This is a genomic window from Gordonia mangrovi (assembly GCF_024734075.1).
In the GTDB taxonomy this organism is placed as follows: Bacteria; Actinomycetota; Actinomycetes; order Mycobacteriales; family Mycobacteriaceae; genus Gordonia; species Gordonia mangrovi.
Genome location: NZ_CP102850.1, coordinates 2239989 through 2263546 on the forward strand (window position 1 = coordinate 2239989; position 23558 = coordinate 2263546).

The 23558-nt window shown below is 66.0% G+C and carries 19 protein-coding genes; 7 read left to right on the forward strand and 12 right to left on the reverse strand.

The features are described 5' to 3' along the window. Positions 1-4: 4 nt before the first annotated feature. Positions 5-448, reverse strand: a complete 444-nt coding sequence (locus NWF22_RS10240; RefSeq protein ID WP_160901614.1) for an SdpI family protein — start codon at positions 446-448, stop codon at positions 5-7. Between the two features lie 152 nt (positions 449-600). On the opposite strand from NWF22_RS10240, the gene leuS reads away from it, so the two are divergent. Next, positions 601-3480, forward strand: coding sequence for a leucine--tRNA ligase (gene leuS, locus NWF22_RS10245; protein ID WP_160901615.1), 2880 nt, complete (start codon positions 601-603; stop codon positions 3478-3480). A 113-nt stretch (positions 3481-3593) separates the two neighbouring features. Here the strand turns inward: leuS and NWF22_RS10250 are convergent, their stop codons facing one another. Together NWF22_RS10250 and NWF22_RS10255 are read right to left on the reverse strand one after the other, a co-directional pair. Next, the gene (locus NWF22_RS10250; RefSeq protein ID WP_160901616.1) at positions 3594-4520 is read right to left on the reverse strand and encodes a hypothetical protein; all 927 of its coding nucleotides are present in this window, start codon (positions 4518-4520) and stop codon (positions 3594-3596) included. A gap of 117 nt (positions 4521-4637) precedes the next feature. Further along, on the reverse strand, positions 4638-4970 hold the full coding sequence (locus tag NWF22_RS10255; protein WP_160901617.1) for a TfoX/Sxy family protein: 333 nt from the start codon (positions 4968-4970) through the stop codon (positions 4638-4640). An 84-nt stretch (positions 4971-5054) separates the two neighbouring features. On the opposite strand from NWF22_RS10255, the gene NWF22_RS10260 reads away from it, so the two are divergent. After that, positions 5055-6248, forward strand: a complete 1194-nt coding sequence (locus NWF22_RS10260) for an acyl-CoA dehydrogenase family protein (protein ID WP_160901618.1) — start codon at positions 5055-5057, stop codon at positions 6246-6248. Between the two features lies 1 nt (position 6249). On the opposite strand, the gene NWF22_RS10265 is transcribed toward NWF22_RS10260, so the two are convergent. Genes NWF22_RS10265 through NWF22_RS10285 form a run of 5 tightly spaced genes read right to left on the reverse strand, consistent with a single transcriptional unit; the run spans position 6250 to position 9788 of the window. Next, on the reverse strand, positions 6250-6816 hold the full coding sequence (locus NWF22_RS10265) for a dihydrofolate reductase family protein (RefSeq protein ID WP_160901619.1): 567 nt from the start codon (positions 6814-6816) through the stop codon (positions 6250-6252). A 40-nt stretch (positions 6817-6856) separates the two neighbouring features. Continuing rightward, a complete protein-coding gene (locus NWF22_RS10270) occupies positions 6857-8104 on the reverse strand; it encodes an alpha/beta hydrolase (RefSeq protein WP_202398450.1) in 1248 nt (415 codons plus the stop codon). After that, positions 8101-8361: a hypothetical protein gene (locus NWF22_RS10275; RefSeq protein ID WP_160901620.1), complete on the reverse strand. Its 261-nt coding sequence runs from the start codon at positions 8359-8361 to the stop codon at positions 8101-8103. Before NWF22_RS10275 ends, NWF22_RS10270 begins: the two co-directional genes overlap by 4 nt. Beyond that, the gene (locus NWF22_RS10280) at positions 8358-9005 is read right to left on the reverse strand and encodes a VOC family protein (protein ID WP_160901621.1); all 648 of its coding nucleotides are present in this window, start codon (positions 9003-9005) and stop codon (positions 8358-8360) included. Before NWF22_RS10280 ends, NWF22_RS10275 begins: the two co-directional genes overlap by 4 nt. A gap of 27 nt (positions 9006-9032) precedes the next feature. Continuing rightward, positions 9033-9788 carry a maleate cis-trans isomerase family protein gene (locus NWF22_RS10285; RefSeq protein WP_160901622.1) on the reverse strand — a complete coding sequence of 252 codons (756 nt, stop codon included), beginning with the start codon at positions 9786-9788 and terminating at the stop codon, positions 9033-9035. Between the two features lie 246 nt (positions 9789-10034). Here NWF22_RS10285 and NWF22_RS10290 point away from each other — a divergent pair, with 246 nt between their 5' ends. Genes NWF22_RS10290 through NWF22_RS10310 form a run of 5 tightly spaced genes read left to right on the forward strand, consistent with a single transcriptional unit; the run spans position 10035 to position 18549 of the window. Continuing rightward, a complete protein-coding gene (locus NWF22_RS10290; protein ID WP_160901623.1) occupies positions 10035-12143 on the forward strand; it encodes a hydantoinase/oxoprolinase family protein in 2109 nt (702 codons plus the stop codon). A 27-nt stretch (positions 12144-12170) separates the two neighbouring features. Next, positions 12171-14492, forward strand: a complete 2322-nt coding sequence (locus tag NWF22_RS10295) for a hydantoinase B/oxoprolinase family protein (RefSeq protein WP_160901624.1) — start codon at positions 12171-12173, stop codon at positions 14490-14492. Then, positions 14489-16174 carry a (2,3-dihydroxybenzoyl)adenylate synthase gene (locus NWF22_RS10300; RefSeq protein WP_160901625.1) on the forward strand — a complete coding sequence of 562 codons (1686 nt, stop codon included), beginning with the start codon at positions 14489-14491 and terminating at the stop codon, positions 16172-16174. The genes NWF22_RS10295 and NWF22_RS10300 overlap by 4 nt, the downstream gene beginning before the upstream one ends. Before the next feature lie 17 nt (positions 16175-16191). Then, positions 16192-17772 carry an FAD-dependent monooxygenase gene (locus NWF22_RS10305; RefSeq protein ID WP_160901626.1) on the forward strand — a complete coding sequence of 527 codons (1581 nt, stop codon included), beginning with the start codon at positions 16192-16194 and terminating at the stop codon, positions 17770-17772. A gap of 18 nt (positions 17773-17790) precedes the next feature. Continuing rightward, positions 17791-18549 (forward strand): TetR/AcrR family transcriptional regulator, encoded by a 759-nt coding sequence (locus NWF22_RS10310; protein ID WP_160901627.1) that lies wholly within the window; start codon positions 17791-17793, stop codon positions 18547-18549. A gap of 171 nt (positions 18550-18720) precedes the next feature. Here the strand turns inward: NWF22_RS10310 and NWF22_RS10315 are convergent, their stop codons facing one another. The 4 genes from NWF22_RS10315 to NWF22_RS10330 form a co-directional block, all read right to left on the reverse strand. Then, on the reverse strand, positions 18721-19830 hold the full coding sequence (locus tag NWF22_RS10315) for an NDMA-dependent alcohol dehydrogenase (RefSeq protein ID WP_160901628.1): 1110 nt from the start codon (positions 19828-19830) through the stop codon (positions 18721-18723). A 134-nt stretch (positions 19831-19964) separates the two neighbouring features. After that, the gene (locus NWF22_RS10320; RefSeq protein WP_160901629.1) at positions 19965-20807 is read right to left on the reverse strand and encodes a mycofactocin-coupled SDR family oxidoreductase; all 843 of its coding nucleotides are present in this window, start codon (positions 20805-20807) and stop codon (positions 19965-19967) included. 43 nt (positions 20808-20850) lie between these two features. Beyond that, positions 20851-21678 carry an MIP/aquaporin family protein gene (locus tag NWF22_RS10325; protein WP_160901630.1) on the reverse strand — a complete coding sequence of 276 codons (828 nt, stop codon included), beginning with the start codon at positions 21676-21678 and terminating at the stop codon, positions 20851-20853. A 187-nt stretch (positions 21679-21865) separates the two neighbouring features. Next, positions 21866-23530, reverse strand: coding sequence for a sigma-54-dependent Fis family transcriptional regulator (locus tag NWF22_RS10330; RefSeq protein ID WP_160901631.1), 1665 nt, complete (start codon positions 23528-23530; stop codon positions 21866-21868). Positions 23531-23558 lie beyond the last annotated feature (28 nt).

Consider the following 23558-nt stretch of genomic DNA (forward strand, 5'->3'; position numbering starts at 1 on the left):
CGGGTCAGGCCTGCGCGGACTCGTTCGAACAGGCTCCCCGCAGGCTGCACGCGCCGCAGCTCGACGTGCCGCAGTCGTCCGCGGGGTCGTCGGCCGGCACCGCGGCGGCGGCGCGGACACCATAGGCACTGACGATCCCGACGACGAACATCGCGGCGATCAAGCCGACCACGGCGAACACCAGCGACCAGTAGCCGCCCACCCCGAGGGTCAAGATGCCGGCGAGCACGAGGATGCCCGCGGCGGCCAGCTCACCCGGGGCGGCCACCCGGTTCGCGACGGCAAACGCCTGATCGGAGCGCATGGTGGCGTCGGCACGAACGCCCACCCACCGATTACGTCGCAGCCGGCCGGTGATGCCCATCGCGCCCACCACGAGCCACATCGCGGCCAGCGCGAAGACGATGACGGCGGCGACAACAAGCAGGACGTTCACAGCGACAACCATACGACCGACGGTCGGAGCAGCACGAATCGTTGTTGGTGAGCCGCCTTACCACCGTGCGGGACCCGCCCGTGGAGCGGGCGCGGCGGGGACGGTGCGCCGACGACCCGACTCCCCGCGGCAGCCCATCGTTGCGGACGATTTACGCTGGTCGGGTGACTTCAGCTGATTCTTCCCGCACCGCATCGACGGCCCCGGACGCGAACGTGCCCGGCCACCGGTACACCGCGGAGCTTGCCGGCGAGATCGAAGCCCGGTGGCAGCGCACCTGGGCGGACCAGCATGCCTACGAGGCGCCCAACCCGGTGGGCCCGCTGGCCGGCGACCTCAGCGCCGTCGGCGGCGCGGCCCCCGACGCCCCGGACAAGATGTTCATCCAGGACATGTTCCCGTATCCGTCGGGCGCGGGCCTGCACGTCGGGCACCCGCTCGGCTTCATCGCCAGCGATGTGTTCGCCCGTTATCAGCGGATGACGGGCAAGAACGTGCTGCACACGATGGGCTTCGACTCCTTCGGACTGCCCGCCGAGCAGTACGCGGTGCAGACCGGCACGCACCCGCGCACCACCACCGAGGCCAACATCGAGCGGTACCTGGGTCAGATCCGACGCCTGGGACTCGGCCACGACGAACGGCGCCGGGTGGCCACCACAGATGTCGACTTCTACCGCTGGACGCAGTGGATCTTCCTGCAGATCTACAACGCCTGGTACGACACCGACCAGGCCAAGGCGCGGCGGATCGACGAGTTGGTCGCCGAGTTCGATTCCGGTGCCCGCGCGGTGGGTGACGGCCGCGAGTGGTCGGCGCTGTCGACGGCCGAACGCACCGAGGTCCTCGACTCCTACCGGCTGGTCTACCTGAGTGACTCGTTGGTCAACTGGTGTCCGGGGCTGGGCACGGTGCTGGCGAACGAAGAGGTCACCGCCGACGGCCGCAGCGACCGCGGCAACTATCCGGTGTTCCGTAAGCATCTGCGGCAGTGGATGATGCGGATCACCGCCTACTCCGACCGGCTGCTCGACGACCTGGACCTGCTGGACTGGCCCGACAAGGTCAAGACCATGCAGCGCAACTGGATCGGGCGATCGCGCGGTGCGCAGGTCCGGTTTGCGAGCGGACCGCACACCATCGAGGTATTCACTACCCGTCCCGACACGCTGTTCGGCGCCACCTACATGGTGCTCGCACCCGAGCACCCGTTGGTCGACGGCCTGACCGCGGCAAGTTGGCCGGAGGGGACCGACGAGCGGTGGACCGCAGGTGCGGCCGATCCGGCCGGAGCGATCAAGGGGTATCGCGCGGCGATCGCCGCCAAGTCGGATCTGGAACGTCAGGAGAACAAGGACAAGACCGGTGTGTTCACCGGCTCCTACGCCACGAATCCGGTGAACGGGCAGCAGATCCCGGTGTTCATCGCCGACTACGTGCTGATGGGCTACGGCACCGGCGCCATCATGGCCGTGCCCGGCCACGACGCCCGCGACCACGAGTTCGCCTCCGCTTTCGGGTTGCCGATCCGGGAGGTGATCGGCTCCGAGCAGGGCGTGGAGGCCGAGGCCTACGTCGGCGACGGCCCGCTGGTGAACTCCGACTACCTCGACGGCCTGTCGGTGGAGGAGGCCAAGGCGAAGATCGTCGAACGGCTCGAGGCCGACGGGGTCGGTACCGGCAAGATCCAGTACAAGCTGCGTGACTGGTTGTTCGCCCGTCAGCGCTACTGGGGCGAACCGTTCCCCATCGTCTACGACGCCGACGGTCAGGCCCATCCGCTGCCGGAATCGATGCTGCCGGTGGAACTTCCGGAGGTCGACGATTACGCGCCCGTCTCCTTCGACCCCGATGACGCCGACAGCGAACCGTCACCGCCGCTGGCCAAGGCCACGGACTGGATGACCGTCGAACTCGACCTCGGTGACGGGTTCAAGGACTACACGCGCGACGCCAACGTGATGCCGCAGTGGGCGGGCAGTTCCTGGTATCAACTGCGCTACATTGATCCCACCAATGAGGACACGTTGTGCGCCAAGGAGAACGAGGCCTACTGGATGGGCCCGCGGCCGCAGCTGCATGGACCCGATGACCCGGGCGGGCTCGACCTCTACATCGGTGGCGTCGAACATGCGGTGCTGCACCTGCTCTATTCGCGGTTCTGGCACAAGGTGCTCTTCGACCTCGGCTATGTCACCAGCCGGGAGCCGTACCGAAAGCTGTTCAACCAGGGCATGATCCAGGCGTACGCCTACACCGATTCGCGGGGGCTGTACGTGCCGGCCGAGGAGGTGGAGGAGCGCGACGGCGCCTTCTTCTACAACGGCGAGAAGGTCAACCAGGAATACGGGAAGATGGGCAAGTCGCTCAAGAATTCCGTTGCCCCCGATGACATCTGCCGCGACTACGGGGCGGACACGCTGCGTGTGTACGAGATGTTCATGGGACCGCTGGATCAGTCACGGCCGTGGGCGACCAAGGATGTCGTGGGATCGCAGCGTTTCCTGCAACGCATCTGGCGACTCGTCGTCGACGAGGAGACCGGCGCAATGCGCTGCAGCGACGTCGAGCCCGACGATGACACGATCCGGTTGCTGCACAAGACGATCGCCGGTGTGCGCGAGGACTATGCCGAACTGCGCAACAACACCGCGGTGGCGAAGCTGACGGTGCTGACCAACCATCTGACCAAGAACTTCGAGAAGACCGGTGCGCCGCGTGCGGTGGTGGAGCCGCTGGTGATCATGCTGGCGCCGTTGGCCCCGCACATCGCCGAGGAACTCTGGCATCGGCTCGGCAACGACTCGCTCCTGGCCCGGGGGGCTTTCCCGGTGGCCGACGAGAAGTGGTTGGTGGAGGACACCATCGAGATCCCGATTCAGGTGAAGGGCAAGGTGCGCAGCCGCATCACCGTCGCCGCCGACGCCGACGAGGCGACCGTGCGGGCCACCGCCCTGGCCGACGAGAAGATCGCCCCGCTGCTCGACGGCGAACCGCGCAAGGTGATCGTGGTGCCCGGCCGGATGGTCAACGTCGTCCCGTAGTCGCCGCCCGCCCGGCCGTGCGGCCGGCTCTCGTCGATCCGCGCACCCGTCGCGCTGCCGCGCACGTCGCGACGTGCGCGCGTGCGTGGCTGGTGCGCGGTTGCTGTCCTCGCTCAGGCGGCGGCCAGGTGGAGGCGGGTGAGCCAGTCGCGGATCAGGCCGACGACACGCCCCTGCTCGAGGTCCTTCCAGGTCCAGCGGATCACCATGATCCCCATCTTCCGCAGCTTGTCCTCCCGTTCCTTCTCTCGCTTCATCGCGTCGAAGGGTGTCTCGCCGGGCTTGAGGTGTTTCCGGTACTTCACATCTCCGTCGAACTCCCCGACGAGCAGACCGTCCCAGTCGTAATCGGTTCGCGCGACCAGCTTTCCGTTGCCGTCGTGGAACTCGTGCTGCAGGCGCGGGACCGGGAGCCCGGCTTCGATCATCTGCGCACGTCCCCAGGACTCGCCGGGATTCTCGGCGGCGCCGTCGGCGTGATGCAGTGCGCGGCGTGCCTGGGCAATGCCGGGACGTCGACGCTGCAGCATCGTCGACATCATCGTGCGGTCGGCGCCCTGGCGAAGCGCGGCGTCGAACACGGCCAGCGCACCGGCGAAGCCCATCGATGTGGTGCACGCGATGTCGACGGCGGTGCGTTCCAGCGAGGTGACCCGAACGCCGTCGACCAGAACGACCTCACTCGGTTTGAGTTCGCCGACATGTGCGTGTCGTGTCGCGCTGCGGTGGCCGCCGGACTTCGATCCGGTCGTGACGTGGACACGGCGAAGGTTCGGTTTCAGCATGGGCAGATCGTGGAGGGCGGCTGCGGACTGATGGCTCAGGGTGTGTTCCGGTTCGGTGGTCGCCAGGACGGCGATCGCCTTCAGGCGATGGAGCTGTTCGGGTGTGCGTTCGGCGGCCGGTGCCGAGACGCCGGGAATCAGGTGAACGAGGTCGTTGCGCCGGTGTGCATGGGTGAGTTCCGTGTCGGTGTAGCCGGCGGCGAGGGCCGCGGCGCGGTGGACGAGGCCATGACGATCAGTGGGAAATGCAGTCACGCCTCTTGGACGCAGCCCGGCCGCGACACGTTCCATCCACGGCAACTGCGCACTCGCTGCGACCTCGCGCACGTCGCGACGTGCGCGGCAACGGAGCGGGTGCGCGGTTGCGGGCCGCTACTTTGGCGGGAGCTTGCGCGCGTAGTCGGAGCCGAGGGTGACCCAGCGCTGCAGCTGGCGCTCGGTGCGGATGCCGTCATCGGAGACCCGTAACCAGCCGCGTGCCTCGCGGCCGGACATGATCATCGGCTCGGTGTGGTCGAACTCCAGCAGTGACTCGGTCTCTTCCGGTGCGACACGCACCATGATGCCGCCCTGTCCGCTGGCCGCGAGGGCCATGTTGCCGTTGATCAGGAAGGCGAGGCCACCGAACATCGACCGTTCGTCGACCCCGCATTCCGTCGCGAGCATCCCGCGAATGCGATAGGCGAGATCGAGGTCGTACGTCACGCGTACGAGCCTAAGTCCTCAACGACGGTTGCAAAAGAACCGCGCGGGGTTGGAAAAGAACTTACTCCTCAGTAAGATGTGCCCATGGCGATCAACCTGGAGCTCCCGAAGAAGTTCGATTCGACGGTCGAGCGCACCCACATGGCGGCGGAGCACATCTTCCGTCCGATCTCCCGCAAGTACGACAAGGCCGAGCACGAGTATCCGACCGAGCTCGATGAGCTGGGCAAACTCGCCAAACAGTCGCGAGCGCAGGAGCGGGAGTCCGACGGTCAATCGGCAGCGACCGACGAGCCTTCGGAGAACGGCCCGAACATGCGCGCCCTCATCTCCGCTCGCGAGATGAGCTGGGGCGACGTCGGCCTGCTGCTGTCGATTCCGGGCCAGGGACTCGGTAACGCCGCGATCGCCGCGGTCGCCACCGATGAACAGCTCGAGAAGTTCTCCGGGGTGTGGGCGGCGATGGCCATCACCGAACCCAGCTTCGGCTCGGATTCGGCCGCGGTGTCGACGACGGCCACCCGCGACGGCGACGACTACCTGATCAACGGCGAGAAGATCTTCGTGACCGCCGGTTCCCGCGCCGACCACGTGGTGGTGTGGGCGACGATCGACAAGAGTGCCGGCCGGGCCGCCATCAAGAGCTTTGTCGTGCCGATGACCACCGAGGGCGTCACTGTCGCCCGCCTCGAGCACAAACTCGGCATCAAGTCGTCGGACACCGCGGTGATCCGCTTCGAGAACGCCCGCGTTCCCGCCGACAACCTCTTGGGTTCGCCGGAGGTGGACACCAAGAAGGCCTTCGGCGGGGTCATGCAGACCTTCGACAACACCCGCCCGGTCGTCGCGGCCATGGCGATCGGTTTGGGACGTGCCGCGCTCGAAGAACTGCGACGCATGCTGGAGGAAGCCGGCCACGAGATCGACTACGACAAGTCGGCCGCTGCCCAGCATGCGTCGGTCTGCGAGTTCATCCGCCTCGAATCCGACTGGGAGGCATCGTGGTTGCACACACTGCGCGCAGCCTGGATGGCCGACAACCAGCAACCGAACTCGGCCGAGGCATCGATGTCGAAGGCCAAGGCCGGTCGCACCGTCACCGACATCACCAACAAGGCGGTGGAAGTCGGTGCCACCGCCGGCTTCTCCGAGACGATGCTGCTGGAGAAGTGGGCGCGCGACGCCAAGATCCTCGACATTTTCGAAGGTACCCAGCAGATTCAGCAGTTGATCATTGCGCGGCGGGTGTTGGGGAAGTCGAGTGCGGATCTGACGTAGATCAGTCGCGTTTCACCTCATACCGCAGCAGCACGATTCCGCCCGGGAAGGTGCGGTTCTCCACCAGCCGCAGTGGAATCCAGGACGGTAGCGTCGGGAAGAACCGGAGGCCGCCGCCGACAGCGGTGGGCGCAACCAGCAGGCGGAACTCGTCGACCAGTCCGGCCTGGATGATCGGTGCCGCCAGGGTCGCGCCGGCCACCTCCATCTGGCCATCGGTCTCGGCCTTCAGCTTCGTCACCACCTCGACCGGGTCGCCGCGTTCGAGGCGGGAGTTCCAGGCGACGGACTCGAGGGTCTGTGAGAACACGACTTTGGGCATGTCACGCCACACCTGGGCGAAGTCGGTGGTGATCGGGCCGGCGGCCGGGTCCTGGTCGGCGGTTGGCCAGTACGCGGACATCAGTTCGTAGAGCCGCCGCCCGTACAGGGACAGGGCGGTCTCCCGTTCGAAGTCATTCCAGTACTGATGCAGTTCGTCACTTGGTTCGGACCAGTCGATGCTGCCTTGTGCGTCGGCGATGTAGCCGTCCACCGAGACGTTGAAGCCGTAAACGAGTGTGCCCATGTAGGTAAGACTGCACCGGATGGCAGAACTCATCGGGGCTTCAGCCGAACCGCTCTGCCAACCACCCTCCGATCTCGGCTGCAGCGAGGCTGGCCCCGGTCGGCGCACCGTCTCGGATCGGCCCACCGAAGTGGGTACCCTCGACGCGGACGTGGTTGACATCATCCGCGCCGAGGGCGGTCACCAGCTCCACCGCATCCTCGGGGAAGCAGGCCTGGTCGCCGGTCAGTTCGATGAACAGCGTCGGTACCTGCACTCCGGGGGCGCAGCGGAGGAAGCCTGCGTTGCTGGACAGACCCGACCACGTCGAGAGCCACGCCTCCGGTGTGGCGAGTCGGCCGAAGCCGACGAGTCCGTAGTCGGTGAGGTCGGGGCGACGGCCGAACAGCGACCCGTACGGGCGGTCGTTCGGGCTCAGCGACAGGTCGACGAAGCGGAGGTCGGCGTCGGTGCGGTAGATGGTCATGATCCGCGGTGCCAACGACGCACGGCGATCGGCCGGATCGCCGGAGACCTTGAATTGTTTACGTGCATGGCCGGATTCGGCGACGAGTTCGCGAGCGACGGCGTCGATGCGCGCCACCCGGGCGCGCTGCGCCGTGCGGTAGCGCTCGATGAAATCCGCAGAGTAGGAGGATGATTCGGGCGGTTCGGCGAACCCGTTGGACGGGTCGAACGGGTTGAGTGACGGGTTCACACTCAGCGGGTCGTTCTCATCGCTCACCGACGGATCGATGAGTCGCAGCAGCAGCTGTCCCTGGCCGGGATGCGGGGCCAGAAAGATCGCGCCATCGGGAACGGGCATGTCGGCACCGGCGAGGTCGATCGGACGTCCGGCCGGCGTGGCCGTCAGACGATCATCCGGGGCACGCCCGGCTTGCTCGTGATAGAACGCGAACAACGCGCCACCGCCCGAATGTCCCAGTGTGAGAACCGAGCCGAAGTCGCTGTCGCGGAGAAAGACCTGACCTGCCGCGACATCGAGCAGGGCCTGCTCATGAACGAGGTTCAGGTCATTGTTCACCGAACGCGTGCCCTGCGTCCACACCGCGAAGCCGCGCGCCAGCAGTTCGGGTACCAACACGTGATGGGTCAGGTCCTGGCGGGGATGCATCAGCGCGACCACCGTCGACGCGCCGGGAACCGTGCGCAGCACCCCGGTGACCTTCGCGCCGTCGGCCGTCGACAACTCGTGCACCGACGTCGCCGTGTTCGCGGGCTGCTCGGCGGACTCGATGTAGCGGCCCGCGCCGAGGCGGGTTGTGTCGGGAGGGATCGAGATGCTCATCGGCCCGCCACATCGGCCGGTTCAACCCGGAGCGCATCCTTGTCCCACTGCGTGATCCGAGAATCGAGCAGCCCGGCCACGCTGCTGTACCAGACCGCGTGCCGGCACCCGGTCGCGCGGCGGTCGATCATGATGGCGTCATCGGCGGTGATGCGGAAATACGGTCCAACGTGATCCACCGTGACCTCCGGGTCCTCCCCGGCGACGGCAGCGACGGGCTTGTTCTCGGGTACATCCAGGACGAACAGTGTGGTCATCGAACCGACACCGCCTCGCGCGCATCCTGATCTTCTTGCCACTGCGCCGCTCGCTCGACGATGCGCTCCGCCTTGCGCGCCAGCAATGCCGCCATGCTCGGGTTCGGTTGCGACACCACGTCGATCAGGGCGTCGATGGTGAGATTGGCGTCGAGATCCTCCTGCGGCGTCACCGGCCGCATCGCCCGGGTTACCTCGATCATGTAGCCGTTCGGGTCGTGGGTGTAGATCGATTCGATCGTCTCGTGTTGGATCTGCATCTCCACCGGCCAATCGCTGCCGTCGAGACGACGGCGATACTCCAGCAGGTCCTCCTCACTGTCGACGTGAATCGCCAGATGGCGGGACCGGATGAACCAGATCGGTACGTCCTCGGCGAACCGCGAATACGAATCACCCTGCGGACCACCGTCGAACGGTTCGAGTCCGAAATAGTAGAAGAACGCGAGCCGGTCGTCGTTGCCGATGTCGAAGAAGAAGTGGATGAAGTCGGGGTGCTTGTCCGGTCCCCAGCCGGCGGCGCAGATCGAGTGGACCACCGGGAAGCCGAGCACGTCGCGGTAGAACCGCACCGTCGCGGCCGGATCGAAGGTCGGGTAGGCGACGTGGTCGACGCCGCGGACTTTGTGGGCGAGTTCGGTCATGATGATTCCTTTGGTTACGCAGGGGGGTCAGGCAGGCACGGACGCCAGGTCGGCGCGCAGCAGACTGCCGGCACCGTCGATCGAGGCGGACAGGCCGAGGCCCCGCAGAATGCTGTAGGCACCGGCGGTGGCCGCTGACAGCACCGGGATGCCGAACTCGCGTTCCGCGTCGTCGATCAGGGGGAGCGACGGCATCTGCACACAGCACGACAGCACCAGTGCGTCGACGTCGGTGAGGTCGAGCGATCGGGCCGCGTCCATCACCCGGTCGCCGGGAATGCAGCCGACCTCGGCGTTGTCGGCGACCTCCAGGGCCCGCCAGTCGACGACGGTGAAGTCCTCGGCCTCCAGATAGGCGACGACCTTCTCGGCGAGTGGCCGCATATACGGCGTGACGATGGCGATCCGCTTCGCATCCATCGCCCGCAACGCCTCCACCAGGGCACCGGCGCTGGAGCGGATGATCGCGTCGGAGCCACCGGTCGCCAGTTGTTCGGCGACAGCGCCCTCGACGCGCTGGTGCTCACCCGGGCCGCCGACCATGAGCGCCACCAGGCACGCGTAGAGGATCGCGTCGGGTGACGCGTCGGCGATCTCCATGACGCAGCGTTCGCGCTGCGCATTCATCGCCGCGAGTTCCTCGGCCGACACCTGATGCATCCGCATCCGGGTCGAGTGGAAGGAGAACGCGGAGACCGGATGGCGGCTCAGCAGCGCCGGCATCTCGGTCTCCACGGTGACGTTCGAACTCGGCACCACAAGGCCGATGCGATGGACACCCATGTGTCTGTGGTCCTTTCGATCTCGGCCGATGAAGGGGCCGCTCGACGCCACGTTGACGTCAACGACAATTATTCGACGCAAACGAAAATACGTCAAGCGTGTGGCGCAACCCGTCTTGAACTGGGCAAACAGCCGAGACGCGGGCACAATCGGGTGACCGGACTCACATCGAGGCCTTGACAGGGAGTCGTTGGCGTCGAATACTCAACGCCAACGTCAATCCAGCTGACAAAGGAGTACCTGGCCATGGCATACGTGATCGGAGTGGACGTCGGTGGCACGTTCACCGATGCCGTCCTCGACGACGGGAACGGCCTGGTGGTCGCCGGCAAGGCGCCCTCGACACCCCCCGACTATTCCGAAGGCGTGATGGACGTCCTCGCGGTGCTCGCCGAGCAACTCGGGCGGCCCCTCGACGATATGCTCGCCGACACCCATCACATCGCGCACGGCACCACGTCATCGCTCAACGCGTTGGTGATGAACAAGGTCCCCGACGTCGGCTTCCTCACCACCAAAGGCCACCGCGACTCGATCTACATCATGAACGTGGAGGGTCGCTACCTCGGTCGGTCGCCCGAACAGTTGCAGAACGTGATGGCGCAGAGCAAGTCCCACGGACTGGTGGACAAACGTCATGCGCTCGAGGTGACCGAGCGGGTGGACCGCGACGGTCGGGTCATCGTGACCCTCGACGAGGACGAGGTGCGTGTGGCAGTGCGAGCACTGCTCGCCCAGGGCATCAGCGCCATCGCGGTGTCGCTGCTGTGGTCGTTCCGCAATCCCTCCCATGAGCAGCGCATCCGCGACATCGTGCACGAGATCGACCCGACGGTGTTCGTCTCACTGTCCAGCGAGGTCAGCCCACGCATCCGGGAGTTCGCGCGTAACGCGACCACCATCATGAGCACCCAGATCGGGCCGGGTCTGCGCGACTACCTCGGCGAACTCGAGGGTCGACTCCGCGAACACAAGCTGGCCGGTCCGCTGTTGGTGATGCAGAGCAACGGTGGTGCGGTCGCCGCGTCGGAGGCGCCGGCCAACGCGATCTCGACGGTCGGCTCGGTGCTGACCGGCGGTGTCGTCGGTTCGGTGTCCTTGGGTCGTCAGCTCGGACACGACAACATCATCGCGACCGACGCCGGCGGCACGACGTTCCTCGTCGGCCTGGTCGTCGATGGCGAGCCGGTGCGGTCGTCGACGACGATCATCAATCACCATCCGATCAATGTGCCCACGCTCGAAGTCCATGCGATCGGCGCGGGTGGCGGTGCGATCGCCTGGCTCGACGCCGGCGGCAACCTGCAGATCGGCCCGCACAGTGCGCAAGCCGTCCCCGGTCCCGCCTGCTATGGCCAGGGCGGCACCGAGCCGACCAACACCGACGCCAACCTGGTGCTGGGTATCCTGCCCGAACGCGGCTTGCTCGGCGGACGTAAGGCGCTCGACATCACCAAGGCACGCGAGGCCATCCGGACCCGCATCGCGGAACCACTCGGCCTGTCCGTCGAGGACGCCGCTGCCGCCATCTACGCGGTGCAGAACGCCCAGACCGGCGACCTGCTGCGCAAGACCGTCGTCGAAGCCGGCCACGATCCGCGGAACTTCATCGTCTACGCCTTCGGCGGTTCCGGGCCCGCGCACTGCGGCCTCTATGCCCAGGAGATCGGGGCATCGCGGGTCGTCGTCCCGCTCGGCCAGGTCGCCTCGGCGTTCTCCGCCTACGGCCTGGCATCGTCGGACATCGTTCTCGCCAAGGAACTCTCGGACCCCGCCGCGATGCCGCTCGACCCGGCCCGGGTGGAGCAGAACTTCAAGATGCTCGAGGAACAGGTCCGAAACCAGCTCGACCGGCAGGGCCTGCACTTCGCGTCGATCGTGATGGAACGCGAGATCGACATGCGTTACACCATGCAATTGGCCGAGGTCGCCACGCCGCTGCCCGACGGATCGCTCACCTCGACGGAGATCGCCGGTGCGGCCGAGGCATTCGAGAAGAAGTATGCGGACCTGTATGGCAAGGACAGCGGGTTCCGCGAAGCCGGTATCCAGGCCATCACCTACCGAGTCCGTGGCACCGGCGTCCTGCCTTTCTCTCCTGAACTGCCAGAACTCGCTGTCGCCGACTCCGCCGACCCGAGCGACGCGCACGTCGGGATGCGCAAGGTCTGCCTCGACGGCCGCCGCGGATTCGTCGACACCGACATCTACGACTACGCGGGCCTGCGCGCCGGTCACGTCATCACCGGGCCCGCCGTCATCGAGGTGCCGACCACCACGGTGGTGATCCCGCACGACACCACCGGCGAGATCGACCGCCTCGGCAACCTCACCATCACCGTCGACCAGGCATAAGCCACCAGCCACAGGAGTTCTGCACTCATGACCGCACCCATTCCCGGCTCGGAGGTCTTCTCCAGCCGCCCGACAGACCTCGACGCGCTGGCCCGCTCACTGCCGCCGTCGCTGCCCGTCCACACCGTGACCCAGGAGCAGATCGACGCCGTCGACCCGCTCACCTACGAGGTGATCCGCCACCGCCTGTGGTCGGTGACCGACGAGATGGGCGAAGCACTCAAGCGGATGTCGGGATCACCTATCGTCACCGACGCCAACGATTTCGACTTCGCCGTCAGCGACGAGATCGGTCAGGAGGTCCAGGTGGGCCTCTACAACACGATGCTCGTCGGCGCCGTCGACCTCGCCATCTACTGGACGCTGCAGAATCGGTCGACCAACCCCGGCATCACCGAGGGCGACATGTTCCTCTGCAACGATCCGTGGGTCGGCGGTGGCCTGCACCAGAGCGACGTCATCGTCTACCAGCCGGTGTTCTACGACGGCAAGCTGTTCGGCTGGACCAGCGCCATCTGCCACGAACCCGACCTCGGCGGCTCCGGGCTCGGATCGTTCGACCCTGCCGCCAAAGATGTCTTCTCCGAGTCGCTTCCGACGCCGCCGATCAAGGTGGTGCGAGACTTCGAGTTACAGCGCGACGTCGCCGACGTGTGGGTCCGGCGGTCGCGCGTCCCGATGCTCGTCGGTCTCGACCTGCGCGCCAAGATCGGTGCCAACAGTGTGGGTCGCGACCGTCTGCTCGCGGTCATCGAACAGTACGGCGCCGACACCGTCAAGGCCGTGATGAAGCGCATGATGGCCGACGCCGAGAGCCGGTTGCGCGCCAAGCTGACCGACCTGCCCGACGGCACCTGGCACGCCACCGGCTACCAGGATCAGGCGCAGACCGGCGACCGTGCGGTCCACAAGATCACCGTCGCGATGACCAAGCAGGCCGATCACCTGTCGTTCGACTTCACCGGCACCGACCCGCAGACCGGTGTCATCAACTGCACCTACGCCGGCATGCGCGGCGGGGTGATGCTGGCGCTGCTGCCGATCCTGGCCGGCGACATCCCGTGGTCGGCAGGCGGATTGATGCGCTGCTTCGACCTGATCGCGGAGGAGGGGACGATCAACAACGCCACCTTCCCGGCCGCGGTCAGTCGCGGGCCGATCGGTCCGGCCTGGCTGACCGGCAACCTGATCGCCGAATGTCTGGCGCAGATGCTGGACCGGCACCTCGAACTCGGCAAGAACGTGCAGGCGTCGTGCTGCGGCACCTGGGACACCGCCGTCGTCGCCGGTCTCGACGAACGCGGCGAACAACCGGTGCCATTCCTGAACATCATGATGGAGCCGATGGCCGGTGGCTACGGCGCGCGACCGGTTGCCGACGGCATGGACACCGGCGGCCTGTTCTGCATCCCGATGGGCCGCATCCCCGACACCGAGATGACCGAGTTCCTCTACCCGCTGCTGACCCTGTGGCGCCGTGAGGAACCCGACTCCGGCGGACCCGGCCGTCATCGCGGCGGTGTATCGGCCTCCCTGGCGGTCACCCCGTACGGGACGAGTCTGCCGATGGGGCTGGTGTTCGCGTCGGCGGGCAAGGCGGTCGCGCAGAACTCCGGACTCGCCGGCGGACTGCCGGGCAACACCGGCCTGGAGATCCTCGCGCGCGGGTCCGGGGTACAGGAGCTTTTGGCGCAGGGCACGATTCCCGGCACGCTCGACGATCTGTCCGGCGACAAGGAACTCGGCCCCTGCTACGCCGAGAGCTACCTGGCGCCCGGCGAGGTGCTGTACATGCACTGGCAGGGTGGTGGTGGCTACGGTGATCCACTGCGTCGCGAACCCGAGGCGGTAGCCGACGATGTCCGCAACGGCAAGGTCACCGCCACCGGCGCGCTTGAGAACTACGGCGTCGTGGTCGACGGCGGGCAGGTCGATGAGGCCGGCACCGAGAAGAAGCGCAACGAGTTGCGCGAGGTCCGCCGCGACCGATCCGACATCCCGCAGAGCCAGGAGGCGACGCTCGACCTCAGCCGTGCGCGCCGCCTCGACGACAACCTCGTCGAGGCCACCATCGGCGAGTCCCGTGTCGTCGGATGCGCGCACTGCGGACGGCTTCTCGGTGACAGCAAGTCCGGGCGACTCGACCTGGCCCGCTACGACGGTCCGTCGAGCGACGCCGGACCGCAGGTCACCTCCGACCCCGGTGAGTACGTCGACACCGAGGTCGTGTTCCGGCAGCAGTGCTGCCCCGGCTGCTGGACCGCGATCTACTCGGGTATCGTGCCCGTCGACCATCCGGATCGGGTCGCCGAACTCACGCAGCTGCTCCCCGCGGTGGCAGGCCGATGATCATGACGAAGCCGGCCGGCCGAGCGCGATGGGGCGATCGGCTGGTCGGGTACCCCGCTGAACTCGTCGAGCGGTACCGGCGCAGCGGCGAGTGGACCTATCGGACCATCGCGGATCGACTGCAGGACAGTGTTGATCGGTTTGCCGATCGGCCTGCGGTCATCACCGACGTCGCGTCGATGACCTATCGCGAACTGGGTGCACGCACCGATCAGATCGCCGTGGGGTTGCTGGACCGGGGGCTGGAGCCCGGCGATCCGGTGCTGTTCCAGACGACCAATCGGATGGAGACGGTGCTGGCCTGGTACGGGTCTCTCAAAGCGGGTTTGGTACCGGTGGCGACGTTGGCGGCCCATCGTGGTCACGAGATCGGGCACATCTCCCGTGCTGTCGGCGCGACCGCCCATCTCGTGGAAACCGGACTGCCATTCGACCTGATCGACTTCGCCCGCCACCAGGCGCATCGACATCCGACGCTGCGCACGATTTTGTCTGTCGGCCTCGGCGGGGCGCAGGACGGGGTCATCCCGATCGAAACACTGGGCGCCGAGGTCGCGGCCGAGGTGGCTCGGGAGCGGGTCGCCGCGATCCAGGCGGGCATCGACCCGCTCGACGTGAGTGCTTTCCAACTGTCCGGCGGGACCACCGGCGTGCCGAAGGTGATCCCACGACTGCACGTCGAGTACTGGGACAACGCGCGACTGTATGCCCAACGGCTGCGCTGGACCGAGGACACTCGCGTCGCACACCTGATCCCGATCATCCACAACGCCGGAATCAGTTGCGGGCTGCACGCCGCGCATTCGGTCGGAGCGTGTCTGATTCTGGCGACTGCCGATGTCACTCAGGCCTTTCCGTTGATGGTGCGGGCGGAGGCCACTGACGTTCTCATCGGGCACGGCCACTATCAGGCCGTCGCGAGTCCGGCGTTCGACGAGGTGCGACCGTTCCTGCGCACCGTCATCCTGTCCGGCGCCAAGGTGAGCCCCGAGTTGTTCGATCGGGTCGATGACGGCGATAAACATTGGGCGGGTCAACTGTTCGGGATGTCGGAAGGTCTGTTCACCGTCTCCCCGCACAAGTCACCGGCGTCGGCCCGCATGACCACGGTCGGCACGCCGATCGCTGAGGCCGACGAGATCCGCATCCTCGAACCCGGCACTGAAACCGAGATGCCCGACGGGGAGGTCGGTGAGCTGACCTGCCGCGGGCCGTACACGATTCCGGGCTACTTCGATGCGCCCGAACACAATCGGACCGCATTCACCTCCGACGGCTTCTATCGGACCGGTGATCTGGCATCCATCGTCGTGCTCGACGGAGCCCGGTATGTCTCGATCGAAGGGCGCATCAAGGACCTGATCAACCGCGGCGGTGAGAAGATCAACGCCGAAGAGGTCGAACAGTTGCTCGTGACGCATCCGAAAGTGCAGAACGCAGCGGTCGTGGCCATGCCCGATCCGCGTCTCGGGGAACGGACCTGCGCCTATCTCGTGACGGTCGACGCCGCGGAGCTGTCGATGAGCGACATCCGCGATCATCTCGATGCCCTCGGCGTCGCCAAGTTCAAATGGCCGGAACGGTTGGAGTTCGTGGACGCGTTCCCGCAGACCAACGTGGGGAAGATCGACAAAAAGCGACTACGCGCCGATGTGGTGGCCAAGCTCGTCGCGACCCCCTGACCAGGAAGTAGAAGTCAATGAAACTCAGTCGTATCGCCGTGCTCGGCGGCGGCCCAGGCGGCTTGTATGCGGCGCGCCTACTCAAACTCAGCCATCCCGATGCCGACGTCGTGGTCTATGAGCAAGGTTCGCCGGACACGACTTTCGGGTTCGGCGTCGGACTGGCATCGCGGACCCAACGCAACCTCCGCGAAGCAGATCCGGCGTCGCTGGCCGCCATCGTCGACGTGTCACATCCCCACGAGATGTCGATGAAGGTCGGGGACGACGTGGCCCGTCTGTCCCACGGTGAACTGCTGGCCATCGCGCGCACGACGCTCCTGGAGGTGCTGCAGCAGCACGCCGCCGACGCCGGCGTGCGGCTGGAGTTCGGACAGCGTCGCGCGGTCGGCGAACTCGACGCCGAACTCGTGGTCGCCGCCGATGGTGTCAACAGTGTCACCCGCACCGAGTCGGCGGCCGACTTCCGTCCGCACATCTCCACGGGTGGAGGCTTGTACCTCTGGTGCGGAACAGATTTCGCTCTCCCGAGCGCGATCTTCACTCCGGTGAGTACCGAGCACGGCACATTCGTCGCGCACGCCTACCCGTATGCCGCCGACCGCAGTACGTTTCTGATCGAGACCGATGAGGACACATGGCGCAACGCCGGTTTCGACGTCTCGACCGAGAAGACCGGGGCCGTCGATAGCGACGAGACGTCATTGCGATACCTGGAGAACGCATTCGCGCATACCCTGGGCGGACACCGGCTGATCGGCAACCGCACCCGGTGGATGCGGTTCCGAACGGTGACCTGCGAGCAGTGGCACAGCGGCAACGTGGTGCTGATCGGCGACGCCGCGCACACCGCCCACTACTCCATCGGTTCGGGTACCAAGCTGGCGATGGAGGATGCCATCGCGCTGGACCGGGCCGTGGGCGAGGCAGCAACGCTCGGGGAGGCGCTGCGCGCCTATGAGGCGGCTCGCCGACCCGGGGTGGAGTACCTCCAGTCGATCGCCACCCGCAGCGAGCTGTGGTGGGAATCGTTCCCGTACCGAGCCGACATCCCGGTCGACCAGTTGATGATCGCCTACATGACGCGGGCGGGAAAGGTCGGACTCGATCGGTTCATGGCGTCGGCGCCGGACATCGCCACCCGGGGTCTCGCCGACTTCGCCGGAGTGGCGCAGGCCCGGGTTCCGGAGGACGGTCTGACCGACTGGGTGCTGGCGCGTCCGCTGGACAGGCACGGGCTGAGCTTCCCGCGGCGGGCGGCACCGGAATCGCTGCGGCACGAACCCGGCACCGAGGTCCTCACCGTCGACCTGCTCTCCGCTTGGGGCGACGAGGCCGACGATGTCGTCGCGCGGTCGACCGGCGCAGCGGTGCTGTGGGTGACTGGCAGCGGGAATCGAGATGCGGTGCTCACCCGCCTCGACCTCGGAGAACGGCTGCGGCGGGAGACCGGCGCGGTGGTGGTCGTGGAGGCACCCGCACACGCGGCGGGTGATCTGGCCGCGGGTCTCGTGAGCTTGCGAACCGATCTGGTGAGCATCACGGACGCGGTCGGGCGCGACAGCGAGTCCGAGGTTGTGCGCACCGCGGCGGTCTGACGGCACTATCCTTCGCCTATGACGAGCCCGACGCCGAAGGATACTTCCGAGGACGTCCCGGCCACCGCTGTCAAGGGTGGCCGCAGCAACTCGCGGCGAGAACTGGTCGAGCGCGAGATCATGGAGCAGGCCACGCGGCTGTTCGCCGAGAAGGGTCTGGCCAGCACCACGCTGCAGGACATCGCCGAGGCGACCGGCCTGACCCGGCCGGCGCTGTACCACTACGTCGCGAACAAGGACGAACTGTTCTCCCGGCTGGTCAGCGAACTCGCCGAGGAGCCGGCGGTGCTGCTGCACGAGATCAACCAGCGCACCGATCTCGACGCCGTGGGCAAGGTGCACGAGATGGCGATGTCGATCGCGTTGCACCAGGCGCAGACCTTGGATCGCTTCCGGGTGCTGATCCGCTCGGAGGCGGAGCTGCCTGCCGGGGTGGCCGATACCTACCGGCAGAGTCGGCGCCGGGTGCTCAAGGAACTGGTCGCCGTCATGGAGGAGGGGATAGGTGCGGGCCAGTTCCGGCCGGCCGATCCGCGGGTGTCGGCGCTCGGCATCGTCGGCATGCTCAACTGGATCGCCTGGTGGCACCATCCGGGCGACGCCGAGGCCGATCGCACCATCGCACGACAGCTGGCCGACATGGCCGTCCACTCGGTGCTCGACCCTGACGCCGGTAGCACCGAGCCCGGAGCGGATCGGGTGATCGCGCAGATGCGGCAGGGGTTGGACTATCTGGAGAAGTCGGTGCGAGGGGACGGGTCAAGCTCGCCGCGGTGACCCCGACTGCCTGCACCAGAGGGGTTGCGGACAAAGGTCGCGGTGGTCGCCAGCACGTGTCGATCGGGACGGGTACGCGGTGCGGGCTGCACCGTGCCCGGCACAGCCCGCACCGCGTAGCCGTCAACTGGTCGCCGGTCGCAACGCAGCCGTCAGATCCCGCAGGACGGGTCACTCATGGACGATCAGCCCTCGAAGATTGGTCCCGTTCAGCATGTCCTCGATGCCGTTGTTGACGTCGTCGAGGCGGTAGGTTGTCGTCACCAGTTCGTCGAGCTTGAGATCGTGGTTCTGGTAGAGGCCGAGGAGCCGATTGATGTCCGTCGTCGGATTGCAGTCTCCCCACAACGTGCCGCGGATGGTCTTCTTGAACAGTGCCAGTTCGGTTCCCGAGACATGGACGTTGAGCTTTGCGAACTGATTCAGTCCGGTGACGACGACCGTTCCTCCCTTGGCTATCGCAGTGAAGGCGTCGGAGACATCGGATTCCTCGACGATGCCGATGGTGACGATGGCTTTGTCGGCGCCGACCCCGTTCGTCAGATCCCGGGCGATCTGATGGGCCTCCTCGTGCGTGGACACCGCGTGGGTTGCACCGAAGTCCAGTGCGGCCTTCATCTTGTTCTCGAGCGGGTCGACCGCGATGATGTGCTTGGCCCCCGCAAACCGGGCCCCCTGCACCGCGTTGACGCCGATTCCGCCGATCCCGTACACGATCACCGTCTCACCGGGCACGACGTCGGCGGCGTTGACCGCTGATCCCCAGCCGGTGGGTACCCCGCAGCCCATCAGGGCGGCGGTTTCCAGCGGAATACTCGGATCGATCTTGATCACCGAGGTGTGGTGCACGGTCGAGTACTGGCTGAATGTTCCCAGCATGCACATCGCCCCGTAGTCGCCGCGCGGGCCAGTGAACACGTAGCGATCGCCAGGCAGGAAGCCTTGCAGGATGGTCTCGCCCATGTCGCAGATCGCCTGTTGTCCGGTGGCGCAGTAGTGACAGGTGCCGCAACTGGGCAGCGACGTGCACACGACGTGGTCGCCGGGGCGGACCCGGGTGACCGCTGGCCCTACTTCTTCGACGACGCCGGCACCCTCGTGGCCGAGCACCATCGGGGTGCGGACTTCCAGGTCCCCCTGGCCGGGGTGGACATCCGTGTGGCAGATTCCTGACGCGACCCATCGGATCAGGACCTCCCCTTCGGCAGGTCCTTTCAGGTCGAGTTCGACGACCTCGACGGGCTGGCCGACCTCATAGACGACCGCACTCTTTGTTTTCATGGTGACCACCTCTTGCTTTCTGCTGGCCGGCCGTCCAACTGACGGCCGGAGTATTCGTTCTCTCGAACAGGGGAATAGAAAATGCTGCCGGATATTTCACATGGCGCTTCGGCATCCGGGTTGCGCCCATCGACCTAGTGCCGAACGAGGTACCCGGCATCGACGAATTGTTTGCTACCGGTCACATAGCGGGATTCATCCGATGCCAGATAGAGCACCGCGTCGGCGACGTCTTCGGGTTCGATGAGGTCGACCGGCAGCATGTTCGTTCGCTGGAACGCCGACATCGCGTCCTCGGTGGACACGTCACCCTGGTCGGGGAGGAACAATTGGTAGGTCCGCTGATTCTGCACCATCGTGGTGCGAACAGCGGTGGGATGCAGGGTGTTGACCCGGATCGATTCGGGGGCCAGCTCATTGGCGAGCGATTGCGCGAGACCAATGACTCCGTGTTTGCTAGCGCTGTAGTGAGACGTACCGGCCGAACCTCTGATTCCGAGGTTCGAACTGGTGATGATGATGGAGCCGCCGCGATTTCCGGCACGAATGTGGGGCACGCCGGCCTTGATCGTGGCCCAGACGCCGGTGAGATTCACATCGATCACCGTCTGCCAATCGTGTTCGGTCAGTTCCCAAGCCGCTCCTTGATGGGTGAAGATCCCGGCGTTCGCGACAATCACATCGAGCCGACCGAGTTCGGCCACGCCTTCGTCGACAACCCGGGTGAGTTGGTCGACGTCGCGAACGTCGGCTATCCGCGATACCACTCTCCGATCGAACTTCTCGATCAGTTCTGCGGTCTGGGCAAGATCGTCTTCGGTTGCGCCGGCGTAAAATTCCGAGACGCTCTCGACGTCACGGCAGATGTCCACGGCGATGATGTCTGCGCCTTCCTCGGCGAGTCGAACCGCTTCGGCTCGTCCCTGCCCTCGTGCCGCTCCGGTGATCAGCGCGACTTTGTTGGCCACACGCCCCATGAGTTTCTCCTTCTGATTCGGTTGACTGTTGACATGGCTGAAATCACTTGTCGGACGATGCTGTTTCGATGACTTCGTGGGTGTCGGGGTTCTGGACGTTTCTGCCGATCTCTGGTGTCGCCCACGGCAGGAGTCGGCCGATGACGGCGTCGTAGATGAGAATGCCCAGGGGCCCGCCGATGAGGGGTCCGGCGATCGGCACCCACCAGAAGGACTGATGTGCCGTGAAGGCGTCACTGTAGCCACAGAGCCATGCGAGTAGCCGCGGGCCGAAGTCACGCGCGGGGTTGATGGCATAGCCGCCGTTGACGGCGAGCACCATGATGCCGACGGTCACGCTGAGCCCGATCAGCAGCGGTGCGAGGTTGGCCATCGGCGGAGCATTCCGCGCGTCGATCAACGCGGCGATGATGATGAGAAGGAGCGCAGTCGCGATGATCTGGTTGCGTAGTGCGCCACCATTCGAAACAAAATCCTGTGCCTGAGTGGTGAAGATAGTCAGCCCTTTGGTTCTGTCCGGGTCGAACTGGCTGATCGCCTCCGAATACTCCCACCGGATCAGCGCGGCCGCGAAGAATGCGGCCAATGTCTGAACGGTTATGTACGGCAGTACTTTTCGCCATGGGAACCCTCGCCGGCAGGCGAAGGCCAGCGTGACAGCCGGATTGAGGTGAGCGCCACTGATTCCACCCGAGATATAGATCGCGAATGCCACGGCCAGACCCCATGCCCACGCGACCGTCTCCAGCGAGCCGGTGTCATAGATGGTCAATTGCGCAATCGCGCCGAGACCGCAGACCAGGAAAATGAAGGTTCCGAAGAACTCAGCCGTGAGTTCGCCACGTAGGGTGCGGCGTGGAATACCGGTCATGAACTTCCTCCGATGGGAGATGTTCGCGTGTGCGAGAAAACGCGTGATGAGCGAACGTGATTGTGATGTGTCACACAATGATCGCGCCGTGCAGAGTGTGGCGGGTGTTCAGTTCGTGGACAATTCGCCGACCGCGAGAGCAGACTGTGGGTCTGCTAGTCCGCGCGGAGCGCGATGTGCTCTGCAATCACGAGGGGACGATGCGGTATCGGCGAATCTTCTTGTACAACGAGGTTCGTGACATCTGCAGCCGGGATGCTGCCGCGGATTTGTTCCAGTCGACGGCCGCCAGCGTGGATTGAATGACCTGGGCCTCGCCGAGCTCGATAGGGGTGAGACGTTCCCGGGTGACATCCGCCCGCCAGAACAGCTCGGGTAGGTCGTGCACCGAGATGGTGGACAGCCCACCTTGTGTGACAAGGCTCGACAGTACGGCGTCGAGTTCCCGGAAGTTGCCCGGCCACGAGTGCGTGCGTAACCGTTGTAGCGCAGCCGGTGTCAAAGTTCGAGGGCCTGCGGGTGCCTGCGCGGCTCGGCTGGTCGCGAGGGCTTCGATGACACCCGGACGCTCTCGAACGGGAGCCACCCGGACCGCACGGGCGGCCAGTGGCGTCGCGATCTTCTCCACCGACCTCGCGTTGTCACACGTCGCGGTCACGCCGACGAAGCGTGCCTGTCGTGCTGGTGTCCGCAGTATCGTGCCCAGGTAGCTGCACACTTGGCTGGGTAGTGCATCGACGTGAGTGATCAGGACGTCGCCGGCCCCACGTTGGACCGCCGCGATCAGCTCGTCGATATCCGACAACGGATCGAGGCAGTCGTGGACGTAGAGGTCCCCGGATTCCGGTGGGTCGCAGCGGCCGCCCAGCCCGAACGCTTGTCGGAGAAGCGTCGATTTCCCCGTTCCGGCCTCACCGTAAAGGAGGGGCGTTTCGCCGGAATCGAGCTTCCTTCGCACTGAAGTGCTCAGGTCCTCGTCGGTCTCGGATGCGCTGGCCCGCGGGGACCCACCGCCGTGCGCCGTTCGGCGGTGCAGCCGAACGATCGCACCGATGAGTAGGTCACCGTTCTCGATGGGGACCACGGTCGCATCCATCACCACCGATCCGATCGGGAGCGCAACGGTGGCGACAGATTGCGCATGGGCCGCGCGAACCGTGTCGAGCACCATGCGGTGATCGAGGTCGAGGGCTCCGCCTTCGTCATTCGCGATGAACAGCGCGTCATTCACGACGAAGATCGGTGTCGCGCGCCGACGCGGTTCTGCCAGGAAACGGTCGAACAGGATGCGTTCGTGGGCGCTGCTGTCGTCGACGATCCGCCGCTCGAGGTCGGTGACCCCGCGGAGCACCATGGGCAACATCAGTTTGCTGTAGTCGTCGGCGCGACACATCAGGTTCAGAACACCAAGGGCATGGCGCGTGAGCGGGTGCCGTATGGGTGCCGACGCGCAACAGAAGACGTCGAGTGAATCCTTGAAGTGCTCGCCGGCCAACACGACCGCGGGCCGTTCGGTCGCCAGCGCCGTACCCATGCCATTGGTGCCCACCTGGTCTTCGTTGAAGTTGAAACCAGGTGCGACGAAATGGTTGTCGAGTACAGAGCCAGATCGTCGGTCCGCCGAGTGGCGCCACACGATCGTACTGTCACGGTCAGCCAGTGTGACGCTGATTCCTGCATCGGCAACCTGCTCCGACAGCGACTCCAGGACTGGCGCTGCAAGTCGGAGGAACCGGGCCTCGGGGTCGTACTCCACCGGCCGCAACTCGAGCGAGTCGCGGCGCACCCGATAACCGGCCGAACGTTTCCACGACTCGGCGATCTGCTCCCGCATCGAGGCTTCTGATGTCACAACACTGTCCTTGCCAAGTACCGATGGA